Consider the following 16,000-nt stretch of genomic DNA (forward strand, 5'->3'; position numbering starts at 1 on the left):
GCTGACAGCGCCGCTCCCGGTGCCCGTTTCCGTGGCCGAAACCGTTCGCCCGGGAGCGCCGGGCCGGGCGTCACCGGCCGGGCGCCCCCGCCACCGGCCGCCGCCCGGTGGCGAGTTCGCGCCGCGCCGCACGCCGCCCGTCCCGCCGCGCCGCACGCCGCCCGTCCCGCCGCGCCTCACGCCAGCAGACCCGCCACCAGCGCTCGTACCGCCGTCAGGAACAGCCGCTCGGTGTCGACCGGTGCCGCCAGGACCTCGGTCAGGGCCGGGTCGGCGGCCGCGTCCGCGTCCGCGCCGGCCGCCTGCGCCGACCACAGGTCGGTCTCGGCGGGGGACTGGGCCGGGGCGCGTTCGCGGTTGCGTTCCACCAGGACGTGGCCGACGACCTGGAACTGGACCGCGCGCACCAGGTCGGCGGCCCGGGCGCCGCGCAGACCGGCGGCGTGGGCCTCGTGGATCAGGGCCCGCTGGGCGGGCAGGAACATGCGTTCCGTCAGACCGCGTTCGTGGACCATCGCCACCAGGTGAGGCCGCTCCCGCAGCGCCCGGCGCAGCAGCCGGGCCACCGAGACGATCCGCTCGGCCGGGTCGGCGCCGCGCGGCCGCAGGGTGCCGAGGTCGGCGACGGTCCGCTCGACGAGCGCGTCGAGCAGCGACTCGCGGTTGCCGACGTGCCAGTAGATCGACGTCACCGCGGTGCCGAGCTCGGCGGCGAGGCGGCGCATGGTGAGCGCGTCCGGGCCGTGCTCCTTGACCAGGGCGGCGGCGGTGTCCAGGACCTCGTCGCGGGTCAGCGCGCTGCGTGCCATCGGTGAAGATCCCCCAACTCCCGTGGTGTGCACGGCTCTTTACCCTGCCGGGTCCTCGGTGTAACTGTGTTACAGGCCGATACGTTCCCGAAGGGTGGTACGTCATGGCACGAGTACGGTACGGGGCGCGCACCGAGGCGGAGATCGCCGCGACGCGCGCGAGGAGCGCCGGGCTTCCCGACATCTGGTCCACCGGGGTCGTCGCCGTCTGGGAGACCGACCCGGACGTGGTGGCGGCCGTCCTGCCGCCGCCGCTCAAACCCACCGGGCGCCCGCTCGTCCGCGCCAACATCAGCAAGGTCGACCTGCCCGGCTATCCGCTCGGCGCCGGCTCCGTCGCCGTCGCCGCCGCCCACGGCGGCCGGGAGGGCTGGTATCCGCTGGTCATGCCGATGACCCACGAGCGCGCGCTGACCGGCGGGCGCGAGGTCTTCGGCGAGCCGAAGAAGCTCGGCGAGGTCGTGGTCGAGCGCGACGGCCTGGTGGTGCACGCCTCGCTCGCCCGCCACGGCATCGCCTTCGTCGAGGTGCGCGGCGCCGTCTCCGGCGCGCTGCCGCTGCCCGAGCCCACCGAGAAGACCGACTTCTACTTCAAGTTCCTGCCGGCCGTCGACGGGGCCGGATCCGGCTTCGACGGCGACCCGGTGCTCGTGCACTGCGTCCGCAACGAGAAGGTGCGCCGGCTGGAGCGGGTCACCGGGGACGTCGTCCTGCGCGAGTCGATGTACGACCCGGTGGCCGACCTCCCGGTGCGCCGCCTCGTCGAGATCACCATCGGCGAGAAGACCACCGACCAGAAGGGCCGGGTCGTCGAGCGGATCGACCCGAGGGCCCTGCTGCCCTACCTCCACCAGCGGTACGACGACCCGCAGCAGGCGCTCGACGCGCCGCCGGAAGGGAGCGCCCTCTGATGGAGCTGCGTGAGGGACAGGTCGCCGTCGTCACCGGCGCCGCCGGCGGCATCGGCCTCGCCATGGCCCGCCGGTTCGCCGCCGAGGGCCTCGCCGTCGTCCTCGGCGACGTCGAGGAGGCGCCGCTGGCCAGGGCCGCCGAGGAGCTGATGGAGAGCGGGGCGCAGATCCTCGCCCGTACCGTCGACGTCAGCGAGGCCGACTCCGTACGGGCCTTCGCCGACGCCGCGTACGACACCTTCGGCGCCGTCCACGTGCTGTGCAACAACGCGGGCGTCGGCTCCGGCGCCGAGGGCCGCATGTGGGAGCACGACCCGAACGACTGGAAGTGGGCCTTCGCCGTCAACGTGTGGGGCGTCTTCCACGGCATCCAGGCCTTCGTGCCGAGGATGCTCGCGGGCGGCGAGCCCGGCCACGTCGTCAACACCTCCTCGGCCGACGGCGGCATCGCCCCGCTGCCCACCGCCTCCGTCTACGCCGTCACCAAGGCCGCCGTCGTCACCATGACCGAGTCGCTCTACGCGCACCTGAAGGCGGAGCGCGCGCGGGTGGGCGCGTCCGTCCTCTTCCCCGGCCCGCACATGCTGCGCACCGGACTGTGGGAGTCGCACCGCAACCGGCCCGAGCGGTACGCCAAACAGCGCCCGCGCACCACTCCGTACCGCAGCCTCGACCAGTGGGAGGCGGCGATGAAGGAGGCCGGGCACGAGGTGGCCTTCACGCCGGTCGAGGAGGTCGCCGGGCACGTCGTCGACGGGATCAGGGCCGACCGGTTCTGGATGCTTCCCGAGAGCGAGCACAGCGACCGGCAGATCAGGGCGCGTTCGCGGTCGATGCTCGACCGCTCCGATCCGTCGTATCTGGAGAGCTTCATCCTCGACTGAGAGGGCTTGGCCATGAGCCACGAAGACCCGTATCTGATCATCTCCTCCGACTGCCACGCCGGGCTTCCCACCGAGGAGTACCGGCCCTACCTCGACTCCCGGTTCCACCGCGACTTCGACGACTTCCTCGCCGGACGCGAGGCCCGCCGCGAGGCCATGACCCGGCTCGGCGTACGCAACGAGACCTTCGCGAACAAGTGGTTCAGCGACAACGAGGAAGGTCTGCGCGGCGGCTGGGACTCCGCCCAGCGGATCAAGGAACTCGACGGCGACGGCGTGGCCGCCGAGGTCGTCTTCCCCGACGCGGACGCCGTCGACAGCCAGACCGCCGCGCCCTTCGGCGTCGGCCTCGGGCTCTCCGGCGACCAGGACCCGCGGCTCGGCATGGCGGGCGCGCAGGCGCACAACCGCTGGCTCGCCGAGTTCGTCTCCCGGCACCCCGAACGCCACTGCGGAGTCGCCCTGCTGCCCGTCACGGCCGAACCGGCCGAGGTCGTCGCCGAGATCCACCGGGCCAAGGAGTCCGGCCTCGGCGCGCTGATGATCCCGTCCATGTGGGTGGACAAGGAGCCCTACCACGACCGGCGTTACGACCCGGTGTGGGCGGCCGCCGCGGAGACCGGGATGCCGGTGGTCACGCACTCGGGCGCCGCGCCGCGCCACGAATACGGTGACCACCTCGGCATCTACGTCTCCGAGGTCACCTGGTGGCCGGCCCGGCCGCTGTGGTTCCTGCTCTGGTCGGGAGTCTTCGAGCGGCACCCGGGGCTGCGCTTCGGCGTCGCCGAGTCCGGCTGCTGGTGGCTGCCGAACCTGCTGTGGTTCATGGACCGCCTCTATCTGGGCGCGCACGGCGGCAAGAAGCTCTCGCCGTTCGCCGAGCTGAAGAGGCCGCCGAGCGAATACCTCGACCGGCAGGTGTTCGTCTGCGCCACCAACACCAAGCGGCGGGAGCTGGCGCAGCGGTACGAGATCGGCGTCGACAACATCCTGTGGGGCTCCGACTTCCCGCACCCGGAGGGCACCTGGCCCGACACCCGCGCGTGGCTGCGGAACACCTTCCACGACATCCCGGTGGCGGAGACCCGGCGGATGCTCGGCCTGGCCGCCGCCGAGGTCTTCGGATTCGACGTCCGGAAGCTGGCTCCGCTCGCCCGGCGCATCGGCCCCACGCCCGCGGACCTCGGCCAGAGCGCCGACCAGGACGCCGTCGAGGCCTCCTGGGCCCGCTCCCGCGAGGTCGGCCGGCACTGGCTCACCGACCACGACTTCCCGGTCCTGGGGGTGACGCCGTGACCTCGGACGCGACCGACCGCTACACCGTCGTCTCCGCCGACTGCCACGCCGGCGCCGACCTGCTCGACTACCGGCCCTATCTGGAGAAGAAGCACCACGACGACTTCGACGCCTGGGCGGCGACCTACGTCAACCCGTACGAGGACCTGCTCGCCGACACCGCCGACCGCAACTGGAACTCGCAGCGGCGGCTGCGCGAGTTGGAGGCGGACGGCATCGTCGCCGAGGTCGTCTTCCCCAACACCATCCCGCCGTTCTTCCCCAAGGCCTCCCTGATGGCCCAGCCGCCCACCCGCTCCGAGTACGAGCGGCGCTGGGCCGGGCTCCAGGCGCACAACCGCTGGCTCGCCGACTTCTGCGCGGACGCGCCGGGCCGCCGGGCCGGAGTGGCGCAGATCCTCCTCAACGACGTGGACGCGGCGGTCGCGGAGATCCGCCGGACCCGCGAGGCGGGCCTGACCGGCGGCATCCTGCTGCCCGGGGTGCCGCCGGGCTCGCCGGTGCCGGAGCTGTACGCGGAGGCGTACGACCCGATCTGGGCGGTCTGCGCGGAGCTGGACGTCCCGGTCAACCACCACGGCGGCTCGGCGTCGCCGCCGCTCGGCGACGAGCCGGCCGCGCGGGCGGTCTTCATGGTGGAGACCACCTGGTTCTCGCACCGGGCGCTGTGGCACCTCATCTTCGGCGGCGCGTTCCGCCGCCATCCGGGCCTGAAACTGGTCCTCACCGAGCAGGGCTCCGGCTGGATCCCGGGCGTGCTGCAGATGCTGGACTACTACCACGGCCGGCTGGTCGCGGCCTCGTCGACGGCGTCCAAAGCGTCCGCGGCGTCCACGGCGGAGTCGAAGTTCGGCGCGGGACTCGCCGAGTCCATGGGCAAGGGGCCCGGCGAGGTCTGGCGGGACAACTGCTTCGTCGGCGCGAGCTTCATGCGCCCGCACGAGGTGCCGCTGCGCCACCGGATCGGCCTCGACAAGATCATGTGGGGCAGCGACTACCCGCACGACGAGGGCACCACGCCCTACTCCCGTGAAGGTCTCCGCATCGCCTACGCGGGCCTGCCCCGGGAGGAGGTCGCCGCCATGGTCGGCGGCAACGCGGCCCGGGTCTACGGCTTCGACCTCGACCGCCTCGACGCCCTGGCCGCCGTCCACGGGCCGTCCGTCGAGGAGATCGCCGAGCCCCTGGAGAAGATTCCGCAGGGCGCGACCAGCCCGGCCTTCGCCCCGGGCGGGTCGGTCCGCGTGTGGTGACGCCACGGGTGCGACCCTCCTGGGGTGACTGAAGCGCCCGCACACGACGAGGCCCACGGCGGCGGCCTCGGCTCCCGGCTCAACTGGCTCCGGGCCGCCGTGCTCGGAGCCAACGACGGAGTCGTCTCCACCGCGGGCCTCGTCGTCGGCGTCGCCGGCGCCACCCAGTCCCGGTCCGCCCTGCTCACCGCCGGCCTGGCCGGCCTGCTGGCCGGGTCGATGTCGATGGCGGCGGGGGAGTACGTCTCCGTCTCCACCCAGCGCGACTCCGAGAAGGCCGCGCTCGCCCAGGAACGCCGCGAACTGCGCGAGCGGCCCGAGGCCGAACTCGCCGAGCTCGCCGAACTCCTCACCGCCCGCGGCCTCACGGCGGACGTCGCCCGCGAGGCCGCCGAACAGCTCACCGCCCGCGACGCCCTGCGCGCCCACGCGCGCGTGGAGCTCGGCATCGATCCGGACGAGCTCACCAACCCGTGGCACGCGGCCGGCGCCAGCTTCCTCGCCTTCACCGCCGGCGCCCTGCTCCCGCTGCTCGCGATCGTCCTCCCGCCGGCCGCCCACCGCCTCTGGATCACGGTCGTCTCCGTCCTCGCCGCCCTCGCCTTCACCGGCTGGTCCAGCGCCCGCCTCGGCGCCGCCCCACCCACCCCCGCGATCCTCCGCAACGCGGCGGGCGGAGCCCTCGCGATGGGCGTGACGTACGCGGCGGGCTCGCTCCTGGGAGCGGCGGGCGTCTAGGCGATGTACGGTGAACGTCGTACAACCTGAGCACCCGCACAGCGAGGAACGTCCGTCATGCGCGCCACCACCATTCACGCACCCTTCGACATGCGCGTGCAGGACGTGCCCGACCCGGTGATCCAGGAGGCCACGGACGTCGTCGTCCGCGTGCTGCGCGCCTGCATCTGCGGCAGCGACCTGTGGGCCTACCGCGGCGCGTCCGCCCGGCAGCCCGGCCAGCGCATCGGCCACGAGTTCCTCGGCGTCGTGGAGGAGACGGGCGCCGACGTGCACGGCTTCGCCACGGGCGACCTCGTCGTCGCGCCCTTCGTCTGGTCCGACGGCAGCTGCGACTACTGCGCCGAGGGCCTCCAGACCTCCTGCCCCAACGGCGGCTTCTGGGGCTCGGCCGGCTCCGACGGCGGCCAGGGCGAGGCGGTCCGGGTGCCCTTCGCCGACGGCACCCTCGTCAAGCTGCCCGCCGACGCCGCCTCCGACGACCACCTGCTCACCGCGCTGCTCGCGCTCTCCGACGTCCTCGGCACCGGTCACCACGCCGCCCTCGGCGCGGGCGTGCGGCCCGGCTCCACCGTCGCCGTCGTCGGCGACGGCGCCGTCGGCCTGTGCGGCGTCCTCGCCGCCAGGCGGCTCGGCGCCGAGCGGATCATCGCCCTGGGCCGGCACACCGCCCGTACCGACATCGCCCGCGCCTTCGGCGCCACCGACGTCGTCGCCGAGCGCGGCGAGGCCGCCGTGGCCGCCGTACGCGAACTCACCGGCGGCCACGGCGCGCACGCCGTCATCGAGGCCGTCGGCACCGAGCAGTCGATGAGCACCGCCGTCGCCGTCACCCGCGACGGCGGCGCCATCGGCTACGTCGGCGTCCCGCACGGCAGCGGCACCGGCCTCGACCTCTCCACGATGTTCGACCGCAACATCGCCCTGCGCGGCGGCGTGGCGCCCGTCCGCGCCTACATCCCGGAACTCCTCCCGGACGTCCTCGAGGGCCGCGTCGACCCGTCCCCGGTCTTCGACCTCACCGTGGGCCTCGACGGCGTCCCGGACGGCTACCGGGCCATGGACGAGCGCACCGCGCTGAAGGTCCTCGTCAAGCCGTGAGCCAGGCGGGCGCGTCGGCCCCTGCCACGCCCGGCGGGCGCGACCAGCCCGCCGGCCCGCCCTCGTACGAGACCGGGGACAGCGCGTGCCGCAGCCGGCCCAGCGGGCCCTCGGTCTCCTCGAGGTGGCGCTCCGGCTCGTAGCGGGGCAGCGCGTGGGTCAGCCAGTGGCCGGTCTGCGCCAGTGCGAGCCGTACGAGACGGGTGCCGCCGTCCCGGTCCTGCTCGGTCAGCGAGCGCAGCACCGCCGCCGCCAGGAGATAGCCCGTGCCGTGGTCGAGCGCCTGCGCCGGCAGCGCGCCCGGCTCCGCCGCCGAGCCCTCCACGGCCGCGATGCCCGTCGCCACCTGCACCAGGCTGTCGAAGCCGCGCCGCCCGGCCCACGGCCCGTAGTCGCCCCACGCCGACAGCCGGGCCACCACCAGGCCCGGCCGCCGAAGGTCGAAGCGGTCCAGGGCGCCCGGCCGGTAGCCGGTGACCAGCACGTCGGCCGCGTCCAGGAGTTCGCCGAAGGTGCGCCGGTCCGCGGGCCGGTCCAGGTCGAGGGCCGCCGTCCGCTTGCCGATGTCGGTGTCGGCGTGCTGGTCCGGCAGCTCCGGGTTGGCCGGCGGGTCGATCCGCAGCACGTCCGCGCCGAGCAGCGCCAGCGTCCGGGTGGCGACCGGGCCCGCGATGACCCGGGTCAGGTCGAGCACCCGCAGCGGCCGCCCGGCGCGCGGCCGCGGCGCCGCCTCGTCCAGCCGCTCCCGGGTCAGCAGCGGGCGCGCGGCCACCTCCCGGCCCTGCTCGTGCGCCGCCCACTCCTCGGGCGTGCGCAGCGCGACCGCCAGGCCGCCGGCCCCGTACACGGCCGTCTCGACCTCGACGGCCTTCCGCTCGCCGATCGCCGCCGCCACGGCCGCCACGTCGTCGGCCGCGCCCAGCGCTCCCAGCAGCGCCGCCTTGTGGTGCGGATAGTTGGCGTGGGTGCGCACCCAGCCGTCGGCCGCCCGCCAGAACCGCGACAGCGGCGCGAAGTTCACCGGCGCCCGCCCGTCGATCCGCAGGTGACGCTCGCTCACGAAGGCCGTCGCCACGGCCCCGTCGTCCACCCGTACCGCCCCGGCCGCGCCCGCGTGCTCGGCCGCCGCGAGCGAGCAGACCGCGACCGCCGCCCGGGCCAGGTCCATCACCGGCAGCCGGGCCGGCAGCAGTCCCGAGACGCCGCCGTACGCGACCCGGTCGACGAGGGCGGGATCGCCGCCCAGGGCCGACCACAACAACTCCGTACCCGTACGCGCTGTGTTGTTCATGGACCGCACTATGGCACTCAGTGCCACGAGAAGGGCCCCGGTGTGGCGCACCGCACCTCACCAGGGCCCCTCGAACAGCCGCAGGGCGTACGCCTACGGCCGGTGCGCTACTTGCGGACCGCCGCCAGCGCGTCCACGATGCCGGCCCCGTAGAAGCCGTTCTTGTTCGTGCCGCCCTCGCACACCGCGTCGACCTTGCCGTCGCCCTCGATGTCGTACGGGTTGGTGCACGCGTGCTCGTTCGCCTGCGCGTACAGCAGCGCCTTCAGCGCGGCCGCGCTCGCGTGCGGGTGGGTCGACTTCAGCAGCGCGAGGACACCCGCCACGTGCGGCGAGGCCATCGACGTGCCGGCCTTGTAGTTGTAGCCGCCGTTGACCGTGGTCGACAGGATGCGGCCGTTGACCGCCGGGGCGTCCGGGGTCTGGTACTCGGTGCGGTCGCCGCCGGGCGCCGCCACGTCGATGACGCCGAGACCGTAGTTGGAGTAGGACGCCTTCAGGTCCTTGGCGCCGGTCGCGGAGACCGTCACCACGCCCGGCAGCATCGCCGGGTAGTCGAAGCACTCCTTCGGGTCGATGACCCGGTCGCCCGGAGTGGTGTCGTTCGGGCTGCTGTTGTCGAGGATCGAGTCGGCCGCCAGGTCGAACTTGGAGTTGCCGGCCGCCGCCACGTTGACCGTGCCCTTGCGCTCCGCGTAGCGCGTGGCCCGGGTGACCGCCTCGATGAGGGCCTTCTGGTCCTCGTCGTTCTTGCAGGCGAACATCCACGGGTCGGTGTAGTAGCTGTTGTTGGTGACGTCGATGCCGTGGTCGGCCGCCCACATGAAGCCGCACACCACGGCCTCGGTGTAGAAGAAGCCGTCCGGCGTGGACACCTTGATGCCGGCGAGCTTCACGCCCGGCGCGACACCGGTGACGCCGACGCCGTTCTTCGCGGCGCCGATGGTGCCCGCCACGTGCGTGCCGTGGTCGCTCTCGCCGGCCTGGGGACGCCACGAGCCGGGCGTGGTGTCGGCCTTGCCGCTGACGCAGTTGGCCGAGGCGGCGGCGTCGAAGTTCGGCGCCAGGTCCGGGTGGGTGTCGTCCACGCCGGTGTCGATGATGCCGACGGTGACGCGCTTGCTGCCCAGGGTCTTCTGGTGCGCCTGGTCGGCCTTGATGGCCGGCAGGTCCCACTGCAGCGGCTCCAGCGGGTCCTGCTCGTCGGAGGCGGCGGCCGCGGCGGCCTTCACCTCGGCCGGCGTGAGCGCCTGGCCGCCCTCGTCCACCGAGTCGTCCGACTGGGCGGCCAGCGGCGCCGTACGGGTCGAGCCCGCCGACACCACACCGCGCGCCCCACGGATCGTCTTCGCGAACTCCGGGTTCTTGGAGTGGACGACGATCACGCCTATCCGGTCGTAGGAGACGACCACCTCACCGCCCGCGGCGGCGATCGCCTTGCGCACCGACGCGGCCGTCTTGGCGCCGCCGTCGATGTTCACGACGTACGACAGCTTCGGGCCGTCCGCGGCCACGGCGGCCGCCGGCGCGTCGCTCAGCTCCGCGGCGGAGGCGGCGCCGGAGGGCAGGAAGCCGAGCGAGGCAGTGAGCGCGAGACCGGCCGGCAGAGCGAGTACTCGGCCGCGCCTCGATCCCAGATGAGCCATGGGTTCTCCACATCATCCGTATGTACTGCCCGGGCGCCGATTGCGCGCGGGCAGGTGCATGACGAGTGAAGCTATCGCCGATCTTCCCCGGCCATCAATGAGTTGAGAAGACTTCATGAAGATCCGGGCGAAGAAAAGCATTTGTCTGAACCGCTTCGCGGTGCGCTCCGTGCCGTTGTGCAGGGGAGGAGTTCCGCCCGGAACGCCGTTCCCGCGCCCAGTGAGGCCCCTTTTGTCCCAGCCCGCCGCACCCGCGTCCCCAGGACCACACGGACCACAAGGACCCCGAGGACCCCAAGGAGAATCCGTGGCTACCGACGCCGCCCCGCCGCCGCCCCGCAGCGGCACGGATCCCGCCGCGCCCGCCCGCCCCACCACGCAGGAGTTCGTCCAGGTGCAGCAGAGCGCCGAGTTCGGCGAACTGCGCCGCACCTACCGCTCCTTCGCCTTCCCGCTGACGATCGCCTTCATCGCCTGGTACCTGCTGTACGTGCTGCTCTCCAACTACGCGGGCGGCTTCATGGGCACCAAGGTCTTCGGCCACATCAACGTCGCCTTCGTCCTCGGCCTCGCCCAGTTCCTCACCACGTTCCTCATCGCCTGGTTCTACTCGCGGCACGCCGCCGAGAAGCTCGACCCCAAGGCCGAGGCCATCAAGTCCCGTATGGAGGCCGACGCATGAGCCACCCGGCGCCCCTCACGCACACCGTGCTCGCCGCCTCCTCCACCGAGCACCGGCCCCTGATCATCACGCTGTTCGCCGTCTTCGTCGCCGCCACCCTCGGCATCACCGTCTGGGCCGGCCGGCAGACCAGGAGCGCCTCCGACTTCTACGCGGGCGGCCGGCAGTTCACCGCCTTCCAGAACGGCCTCGCGGTCTCCGGCGACTACATGTCCGCCGCCTCCTTCCTCGGCATCGCCGGCGCCATCGCCCTCTTCGGCTACGACGGCTTCCTCTACTCGATCGGCTTCCTCGTCGCCTGGCTGGTCGCGCTGCTCCTCGTCGCCGAGCCGCTGCGCAACTCCGGCCGCTACACGATGGGCGACGTCCTCGCGTACCGGATGCGGCAGCGCCCGGTCCGCACCGCCGCCGGCACCTCCACCATCGTCGTCTCGATCTTCTACCTGCTCGCGCAGATGGCCGGCGCGGGCGTCCTCGTCTCGCTGCTCCTCGGCATCACCAGCGACGGCGGCAAGATCGCCATCGTCGCCCTCGTCGGCGTCCTGATGATCGTGTACGTGACCATCGGCGGCATGAAGGGCACCACCTGGGTCCAGATGGTCAAGGCCGTGCTGCTCATCGCCGGCGCCCTGCTCATGACCTTCCTGGTGCTGCTCAAGTTCGACTTCAACGTCTCGGCTCTGCTCGGCTCCGCCGCCGAGCAGAGCGGCAAGGGCGCGGCCTTCCTGGAGCCCGGCCTCAAGTACGGCGCCAGCGGCACCTCCAAGCTGGACTTCCTCTCGCTCGGCATCGCGCTCGTCCTCGGCACGGCCGGCCTGCCGCACATCCTGATCCGCTTCTACACGGTGCCGACCGCCAAGGCCGCCCGTAAGTCGGTCAACTGGGCCATCGGCATCATCGGCGCCTTCTACCTCATGACGATCGCGCTCGGCTTCGGCGCCGCCGCCCTCGTCGGCCCGGCCGCGATCAAGGCGCAGAACCCGGCCGGCAACACGGCCGCCCCGCAGCTCGCCGAATACCTCGGCGGCGGCGTCGGCACCACCGGCGGCGCGGTCCTGCTCGCCGTGATCTCGGCCGTCGCCTTCGCCACCATCCTCGCCGTCGTCGCCGGCCTGACGCTCGCCTCCTCGTCCTCCTTCGCGCACGACATCTACGCCAACGTCATCCGCCAGGGCAAGGCGACGGAGAAGGAGGAGATGCGGGCCGCCCGCTGGGCCACCGTCTTCATCGGCGCCGTCGCGATCGTGCTCGGCGCCTTCGCCCGCGACATGAACGTGGCCGGACTCGTCGCCCTCGCCTTCGCGGTCGCCGCCTCCGCCAACCTCCCGACGATCCTCTACAGCCTCTTCTGGAAGCGCTTCACCACCACCGGCGCCCTGTGGTCGATCTACGGCGGCCTGTTCAGCTCCGTCTTCCTGGTGCTGTTCTCGCCGGTCGTCTCCGGCAACCCGAAGACGTCGATGTTCAAGGGCGTCGACTTCCACTGGTTCCCGCTGGAGAACCCGGGCCTGATCTCCATCCCGCTCGGCTTCCTGCTCGGCTGGCTCGGTTCGCTGCTCTCCAAGGAGGAGTCCGACAAGGGCAAGTACGCCGAACTCGAGGTCAAGTCCCTCACCGGTGTCGGAGCGCACTGAGTCGTATACGGTCCGCAGCAATGCACCGGCCGCGTCGTAGAGTTCTACGACGCGGCCGGTCCGGTCCTCGTGACAATCGGCCCGTGCCCGATGTCCGAGCCGTCACGTAGGCTCGAACGAGAAAGCAGCCGGAAGATTCGAACCGGAAGAAGGGGAGGGGGCCCAGTGCTCATCGACACGTACGGCCGAGTCGCCACCGACCTGCGGGTTTCCCTCACCGACCGGTGCAATCTGCGCTGCACCTACTGCATGCCGGAAGAGGGCCTGCAGTGGCTGGCGAAGCCCGATCTGCTCACCGACGACGAGATCGTCCGCCTGATCCGCATCGCCGTCACCGACCTCGGCGTCACCGAGGTCCGCTTCACCGGCGGCGAGCCGCTGCTCCGCCCCGGCCTCGTCGGCATCGTCGAGCGCTGCGCCGCCCTGGAGCCCAGGCCCCGCATGTCGCTCACCACCAACGGCATCGGCCTCAAGCGCACCGCCGCCGCGCTCAAGGCCGCGGGCCTCGACCGGGTCAACGTCTCGCTCGACACCCTGCGCCCCGAGGTCTTCAAGACCCTCACCCGGCGCGACCGCCACCACGACGTCCTCGACGGCATGGCCGCCGCCCGCGACGCCGGCCTCACCCCGGTCAAGGTCAACGCCGTCCTGATGCCCGGGCTCAACGACGACGAGGCACCCGACCTGCTGGCCTGGGCCGTCGAGCAGGGATACGAGCTCCGCTTCATCGAGCAGATGCCCCTCGACGCCCAGCACGGCTGGAAGCGCGACGGCATGATCACCGCCGGGGACATCCTCGCGTCCCTGCGCACCCGCTTCGAGCTCACGCCGGAGGGCCAGGACGAGCGCGGCTCCGCGCCGGCCGAGCGCTGGGTCGTCGACGGCGGCCCCCACACGGTCGGCGTGATCGCCTCCGTCACCCGCCCCTTCTGTCGGGCCTGCGACCGCACCCGGCTCACCGCCGACGGCCAGGTGCGCACCTGCCTCTTCGCCACCGAGGAGACCGACCTGCGGGCGGCGCTCCGCTCGGACGCCCCGGACACGGTCATCGCCGGGATATGGAAGAAGGCGATGTGGGGCAAGAAGGCCGGCTCGGGCCTGGACGACCCGAGCTTCCTCCAGCCGGAGCGCCCGATGTCAGCGATCGGCGGCTGAGTCCCACTCGCTCAGCGGGACGACGTCCTTCAGGAAACCCCGTACGCCCAGGAACTGGGACAGGTGCTCGCGGTGCTCCTCGCACGCGAGCCAGGTCTTGCGCCGCTCCGGCGTGTGCAGCTTGGGGTTGTTCCAGGCGAGCACCCAGACGGCGTCGGCCCGGCAGCCCTTGGCGGAACAGATCGGCTTGTCTTCGCTCACGGGACCATTGATCACTCGGACATTGTCCAGCAAGGGCGATGCCGAGCAGCCACGGGGGGAGCTGCCCGGCATCGGTCCGTCGCTCCGACGGGGGATGCGGAGCGCGTAGGCAGTATGTCACGGCGCATGGGGTGCGGTGCACCGGAACTTCATGATTGATCTGAGCTTTTCTTGAGCTTCACGCAGCCGCGCGCTCACGCCGTGTGATCGCTCCCGCTGGGCGTGCGTTCCGCTCCCGCCTCCAGTTCGGGCCGCACCGGCGGCGGCACGAAGGTGGAGGGAAGCGACGGCGCGCTCTCGCGCCCGGCGTTGGCGATCACCACGGCGATGTAGGGGAGCACCGCGCCGAGCACCAGGGCCACGATCGCCACGTACCGCTCCACGTTCCACAGCGACGCGGCGAGGATCACCGACACGGTGCGGATCGACATCGAGATCACATACCGCCGCTGCCGGCCCCGGACGTCGTCGGCGAGGCCCTGCCGGGCGCCGGTGATCCGGAAGACCTCGGTTCCGCCACGCTTCCGCATCACGTTCCACCACCCACGAGCCGCGCCGGAACCTCCCCGGTCCGGACCTGTTTCCACGGTACGCCCGCCGCCGCCGGCGGGGGAGGCCGGGGCACGGACGGAGGCGCCCGACATGCGCCGAACAGCCGATACGACCAGACTGGCCGCACATGCTACGAGGAGGCGACGATGGGTTGGTTGTGGGCGATCATTGTGGGCTTCGTCCTGGGTCTGATCGCGAAGGCGATCCTGCCGGGCAAGCAGCAGATCCCGCTGTGGCTGACGACCGTGTTCGGCATTCTGGGCAGCGTCCTCGGCAACGCGGTCGCCACCTGGATCGGGGTCAACGACACCAAGGGCATCGACTGGACCCGCCATCTGCTCCAGCTCGCCGGCGCCGTCGCCGTGGTCGGGGTGGGAGACATGCTGTGGGCCTCGCTCCGGGGCAACAGACAGCGGGCCTGACCGCCCGCCACCGGCACACCGGAGGCCCGGTACGGCGCACCGCGCGCGTACCGGGCCTCCGGTCGTACCGGGACGACGGTCAGCCGGCGACCAGCTCGATCGCCGCCAGGTTCTTCTTGCCCCGGCGCAGTACCAGCCAGCGCCCGTGCAGCAGCTCGTCCGCCGACACCTCGGCGTCCTCGGCGGTCACCTTCACGTTGTTCACGTAGGCGCCGCCCTCCTTCACCGTCCGGCGGGCCGCCGACTTGCTCGGCGCCAGACCGACCTCGGTGAACAGGTCCACCACCGGGCCGAGCTCCGTCACCCGCGCGTGCGGCAGCTCGGACAGGGCGGCGGCCAGTGTCGCCTCGTCGAGCCCGGCCAGCTCGCCCTGGCCGAACAGCGCCTTGGACGCGTCGATCACGGCCTGGCACTGGTCGGCGCCGTGCACCAGCGTGGTGAGCTCCTCGGCGAGCGCGCGCTGGGCGGTACGGGCCTGCGGCCGCTCGGCCGTGAGCGCCTCCAGCTCCTCCAGCTCCGCGCGGGACTTGAAGGACAGGATCCGCATGTAGGTGGAGATGTCCCGGTCGTCCACGTTCAGCCAGAACTGGTAGAACGCGTACGGCGTGGTCATCTCCGGGTCCAGCCAGACGGCGCCGCTCTCGGTCTTGCCGAACTTGGTGCCGTCGGCCTTCACCATCAGCGGGGTCGCCAGCGCGTGGACCTGCGCCCCCGGCTCCAGCTTGTGGATCAGGTCCAGGCCCGCCACCAGGTTGCCCCACTGGTCGGAGCCGCCCTGCTGCAGCGTGCAGCCGTAGCGCCGGTACAGCTCCAGGAAGTCCATGCCCTGGAGCAGCTGGTAGCTGAACTCGGTGTAGCTGATGCCCTGCTCGGACTCCAGGCGCCGGGCCACGGAGTCCTTGGTCAGCATCTTGTTGACCCGGAAGTGCTTGCCGATGTCCCGCAGGAACTCGATCGCCGACATCCCGGCGGTCCAGTCCAGGTTGTTCACCATGACCGCGGCGTTCTCGCCCTCGAAGGACAGGAACGGCTCGATCTGCGAACGCAGCCGGTTCACCCAGTTCGCGACCGTCTCCGGGTCGTTCAGGGTGCGCTCGGCGGTCGGCCGCGGGTCGCCGATCTGGCCGGTGGCACCGCCGACCAGCGCCAGCGGCCGGTGCCCGGCCTGCTGGAGCCGGCGGACGGTGAGCACCTGGACCAGGTGGCCGACGTGAAGACTGGCCGCGGTCGGGTCGAAACCGCAATAGAACGTGACGGGACCGTCCGCGAGCGCCTTGCGCAGGGCCTCTTCGTCGGTGGACTGGGCGAAGAGCCCACGCCACTTCAGCTCGTCGACGATGTCCGTCACGTCGTCCGTCTCCTCGGCAACTCGGTGAATCGACTGGGTGTGCAGAATGTTCGGGTACAGAGTGTTCCCGGTCAGTC

At 72.4% G+C, this 16,000-nt stretch carries 16 protein-coding genes; 10 read left to right on the forward strand and 6 right to left on the reverse strand.

Features of this window, described 5'->3' with window-relative positions:
* Positions 1-176 precede the first annotated feature (176 nt).
* Positions 177-809 (reverse strand): TetR/AcrR family transcriptional regulator, encoded by a 633-nt coding sequence (locus ACIGO8_RS22210; protein ID WP_399733216.1) that lies wholly within the window; start codon positions 807-809, stop codon positions 177-179.
* A 104-nt stretch (positions 810-913) separates the two neighbouring features.
* On the opposite strand from ACIGO8_RS22210, the gene ACIGO8_RS22215 reads away from it, so the two are divergent.
* From ACIGO8_RS22215 to ACIGO8_RS22240, 6 genes are read left to right on the forward strand one after another with little or no spacing between them, the layout of a single operon-like run.
* Complete coding sequence (locus tag ACIGO8_RS22215) at positions 914-1,720, forward strand: acetoacetate decarboxylase family protein (RefSeq protein ID WP_399733219.1); 807 nt, start codon at positions 914-916, stop codon at positions 1,718-1,720.
* Positions 1,720-2,604: an SDR family NAD(P)-dependent oxidoreductase gene (locus tag ACIGO8_RS22220; RefSeq protein ID WP_399733222.1), complete on the forward strand. Its 885-nt coding sequence runs from the start codon at positions 1,720-1,722 to the stop codon at positions 2,602-2,604. Before ACIGO8_RS22215 ends, ACIGO8_RS22220 begins: the two co-directional genes overlap by 1 nt.
* Before the next feature lie 12 nt (positions 2,605-2,616).
* A complete protein-coding gene (locus ACIGO8_RS22225; RefSeq protein ID WP_399733224.1) occupies positions 2,617-3,900 on the forward strand; it encodes an amidohydrolase family protein in 1,284 nt (427 codons plus the stop codon).
* Entirely contained in the window at positions 3,897-5,153 is a 1,257-nt protein-coding gene (locus ACIGO8_RS22230; protein WP_399733227.1) for an amidohydrolase family protein, read from the forward strand. Before ACIGO8_RS22225 ends, ACIGO8_RS22230 begins: the two co-directional genes overlap by 4 nt.
* 24 nt (positions 5,154-5,177) lie before the next feature.
* Positions 5,178-5,891, forward strand: coding sequence for a VIT family protein (locus tag ACIGO8_RS22235; protein WP_399733230.1), 714 nt, complete (start codon positions 5,178-5,180; stop codon positions 5,889-5,891).
* 57 nt (positions 5,892-5,948) lie between these two features.
* Positions 5,949-6,992 carry a zinc-dependent alcohol dehydrogenase family protein gene (locus tag ACIGO8_RS22240; protein WP_399733232.1) on the forward strand — a complete coding sequence of 348 codons (1,044 nt, stop codon included), beginning with the start codon at positions 5,949-5,951 and terminating at the stop codon, positions 6,990-6,992.
* Here ACIGO8_RS22240 and ACIGO8_RS22245 read toward each other — a convergent pair.
* Together ACIGO8_RS22245 and ACIGO8_RS22250 are read right to left on the reverse strand one after the other, a co-directional pair.
* A complete protein-coding gene (locus ACIGO8_RS22245) occupies positions 6,982-8,283 on the reverse strand; it encodes a CoA transferase (protein WP_399733235.1) in 1,302 nt (433 codons plus the stop codon). The genes ACIGO8_RS22240 and ACIGO8_RS22245 overlap by 11 nt on opposite strands.
* A gap of 107 nt (positions 8,284-8,390) precedes the next feature.
* On the reverse strand, positions 8,391-9,929 hold the full coding sequence (locus ACIGO8_RS22250; protein ID WP_399733238.1) for a S8 family peptidase: 1,539 nt from the start codon (positions 9,927-9,929) through the stop codon (positions 8,391-8,393).
* Positions 9,930-10,236: 307 nt separating this feature from the next.
* On the opposite strand from ACIGO8_RS22250, the gene ACIGO8_RS22255 reads away from it, so the two are divergent.
* The 3 genes from ACIGO8_RS22255 (at position 10,237) to moaA (ending at position 13,400) form a co-directional block, all read left to right on the forward strand.
* Complete coding sequence (locus ACIGO8_RS22255) at positions 10,237-10,611, forward strand: DUF485 domain-containing protein (protein WP_399733241.1); 375 nt, start codon at positions 10,237-10,239, stop codon at positions 10,609-10,611.
* Positions 10,608-12,245 carry a cation acetate symporter gene (locus ACIGO8_RS22260; protein WP_399733244.1) on the forward strand — a complete coding sequence of 546 codons (1,638 nt, stop codon included), beginning with the start codon at positions 10,608-10,610 and terminating at the stop codon, positions 12,243-12,245. The genes ACIGO8_RS22255 and ACIGO8_RS22260 overlap by 4 nt, the downstream gene beginning before the upstream one ends.
* A gap of 165 nt (positions 12,246-12,410) precedes the next feature.
* Positions 12,411-13,400 (forward strand): GTP 3',8-cyclase MoaA, encoded by a 990-nt coding sequence (moaA, locus tag ACIGO8_RS22265; RefSeq protein ID WP_399733247.1) that lies wholly within the window; start codon positions 12,411-12,413, stop codon positions 13,398-13,400.
* On the opposite strand, the gene ACIGO8_RS22270 is transcribed toward moaA, so the two are convergent.
* Together ACIGO8_RS22270 and ACIGO8_RS22275 are read right to left on the reverse strand one after the other, a co-directional pair.
* Positions 13,383-13,601, reverse strand: coding sequence for a hypothetical protein (locus tag ACIGO8_RS22270; protein WP_399733250.1), 219 nt, complete (start codon positions 13,599-13,601; stop codon positions 13,383-13,385). The two genes, moaA and ACIGO8_RS22270, sit on opposite strands and share 18 nt — an antisense overlap.
* A gap of 194 nt (positions 13,602-13,795) precedes the next feature.
* Positions 13,796-14,131 (reverse strand): DUF3099 domain-containing protein, encoded by a 336-nt coding sequence (locus ACIGO8_RS22275; protein WP_399733253.1) that lies wholly within the window; start codon positions 14,129-14,131, stop codon positions 13,796-13,798.
* A 168-nt stretch (positions 14,132-14,299) separates the two neighbouring features.
* Here ACIGO8_RS22275 and ACIGO8_RS22280 point away from each other — a divergent pair, with 168 nt between their 5' ends.
* Positions 14,300-14,575, forward strand: a complete 276-nt coding sequence (locus ACIGO8_RS22280) for a GlsB/YeaQ/YmgE family stress response membrane protein (RefSeq protein ID WP_399733256.1) — start codon at positions 14,300-14,302, stop codon at positions 14,573-14,575.
* A gap of 79 nt (positions 14,576-14,654) precedes the next feature.
* Here ACIGO8_RS22280 and tyrS read toward each other — a convergent pair whose 3' ends face one another.
* Complete coding sequence (gene tyrS / locus ACIGO8_RS22285) at positions 14,655-15,923, reverse strand: tyrosine--tRNA ligase (protein ID WP_399733258.1); 1,269 nt, start codon at positions 15,921-15,923, stop codon at positions 14,655-14,657.
* Between the last annotated feature and the right edge of the window lie 77 nt (positions 15,924-16,000).

The organism is Streptomyces sp. NPDC053493 (assembly GCF_044544825.1).
Taxonomy (GTDB): Bacteria; Actinomycetota; Actinomycetes; order Streptomycetales; family Streptomycetaceae; genus Streptomyces.

Coding starts and splice junctions, on each gene's coding strand:
- ACIGO8_RS22240 (WP_399733232.1), top strand. CDS start 5,949: ATGCGCGCCACCACCATTCACGCACCCTTCGACATGCGCGTGCAGGAC.
- ACIGO8_RS22260 (WP_399733244.1), top strand. CDS start 10,608: ATGAGCCACCCGGCGCCCCTCACGCACACCGTGCTCGCCGCCTCCTCC.
- ACIGO8_RS22245 (WP_399733235.1), bottom strand. CDS start 8,283: ATGAACAACACAGCGCGTACGGGTACGGAGTTGTTGTGGTCGGCCCTG.
- ACIGO8_RS22210 (WP_399733216.1), bottom strand. CDS start 809: ATGGCACGCAGCGCGCTGACCCGCGACGAGGTCCTGGACACCGCCGCC.
- ACIGO8_RS22280 (WP_399733256.1), top strand. CDS start 14,300: ATGGGTTGGTTGTGGGCGATCATTGTGGGCTTCGTCCTGGGTCTGATC.
- ACIGO8_RS22250 (WP_399733238.1), bottom strand. CDS start 9,929: ATGGCTCATCTGGGATCGAGGCGCGGCCGAGTACTCGCTCTGCCGGCC.
- ACIGO8_RS22225 (WP_399733224.1), top strand. CDS start 2,617: ATGAGCCACGAAGACCCGTATCTGATCATCTCCTCCGACTGCCACGCC.
- ACIGO8_RS22220 (WP_399733222.1), top strand. CDS start 1,720: ATGGAGCTGCGTGAGGGACAGGTCGCCGTCGTCACCGGCGCCGCCGGC.
- ACIGO8_RS22275 (WP_399733253.1), bottom strand. CDS start 14,131: ATGCGGAAGCGTGGCGGAACCGAGGTCTTCCGGATCACCGGCGCCCGG.
- ACIGO8_RS22215 (WP_399733219.1), top strand. CDS start 914: ATGGCACGAGTACGGTACGGGGCGCGCACCGAGGCGGAGATCGCCGCG.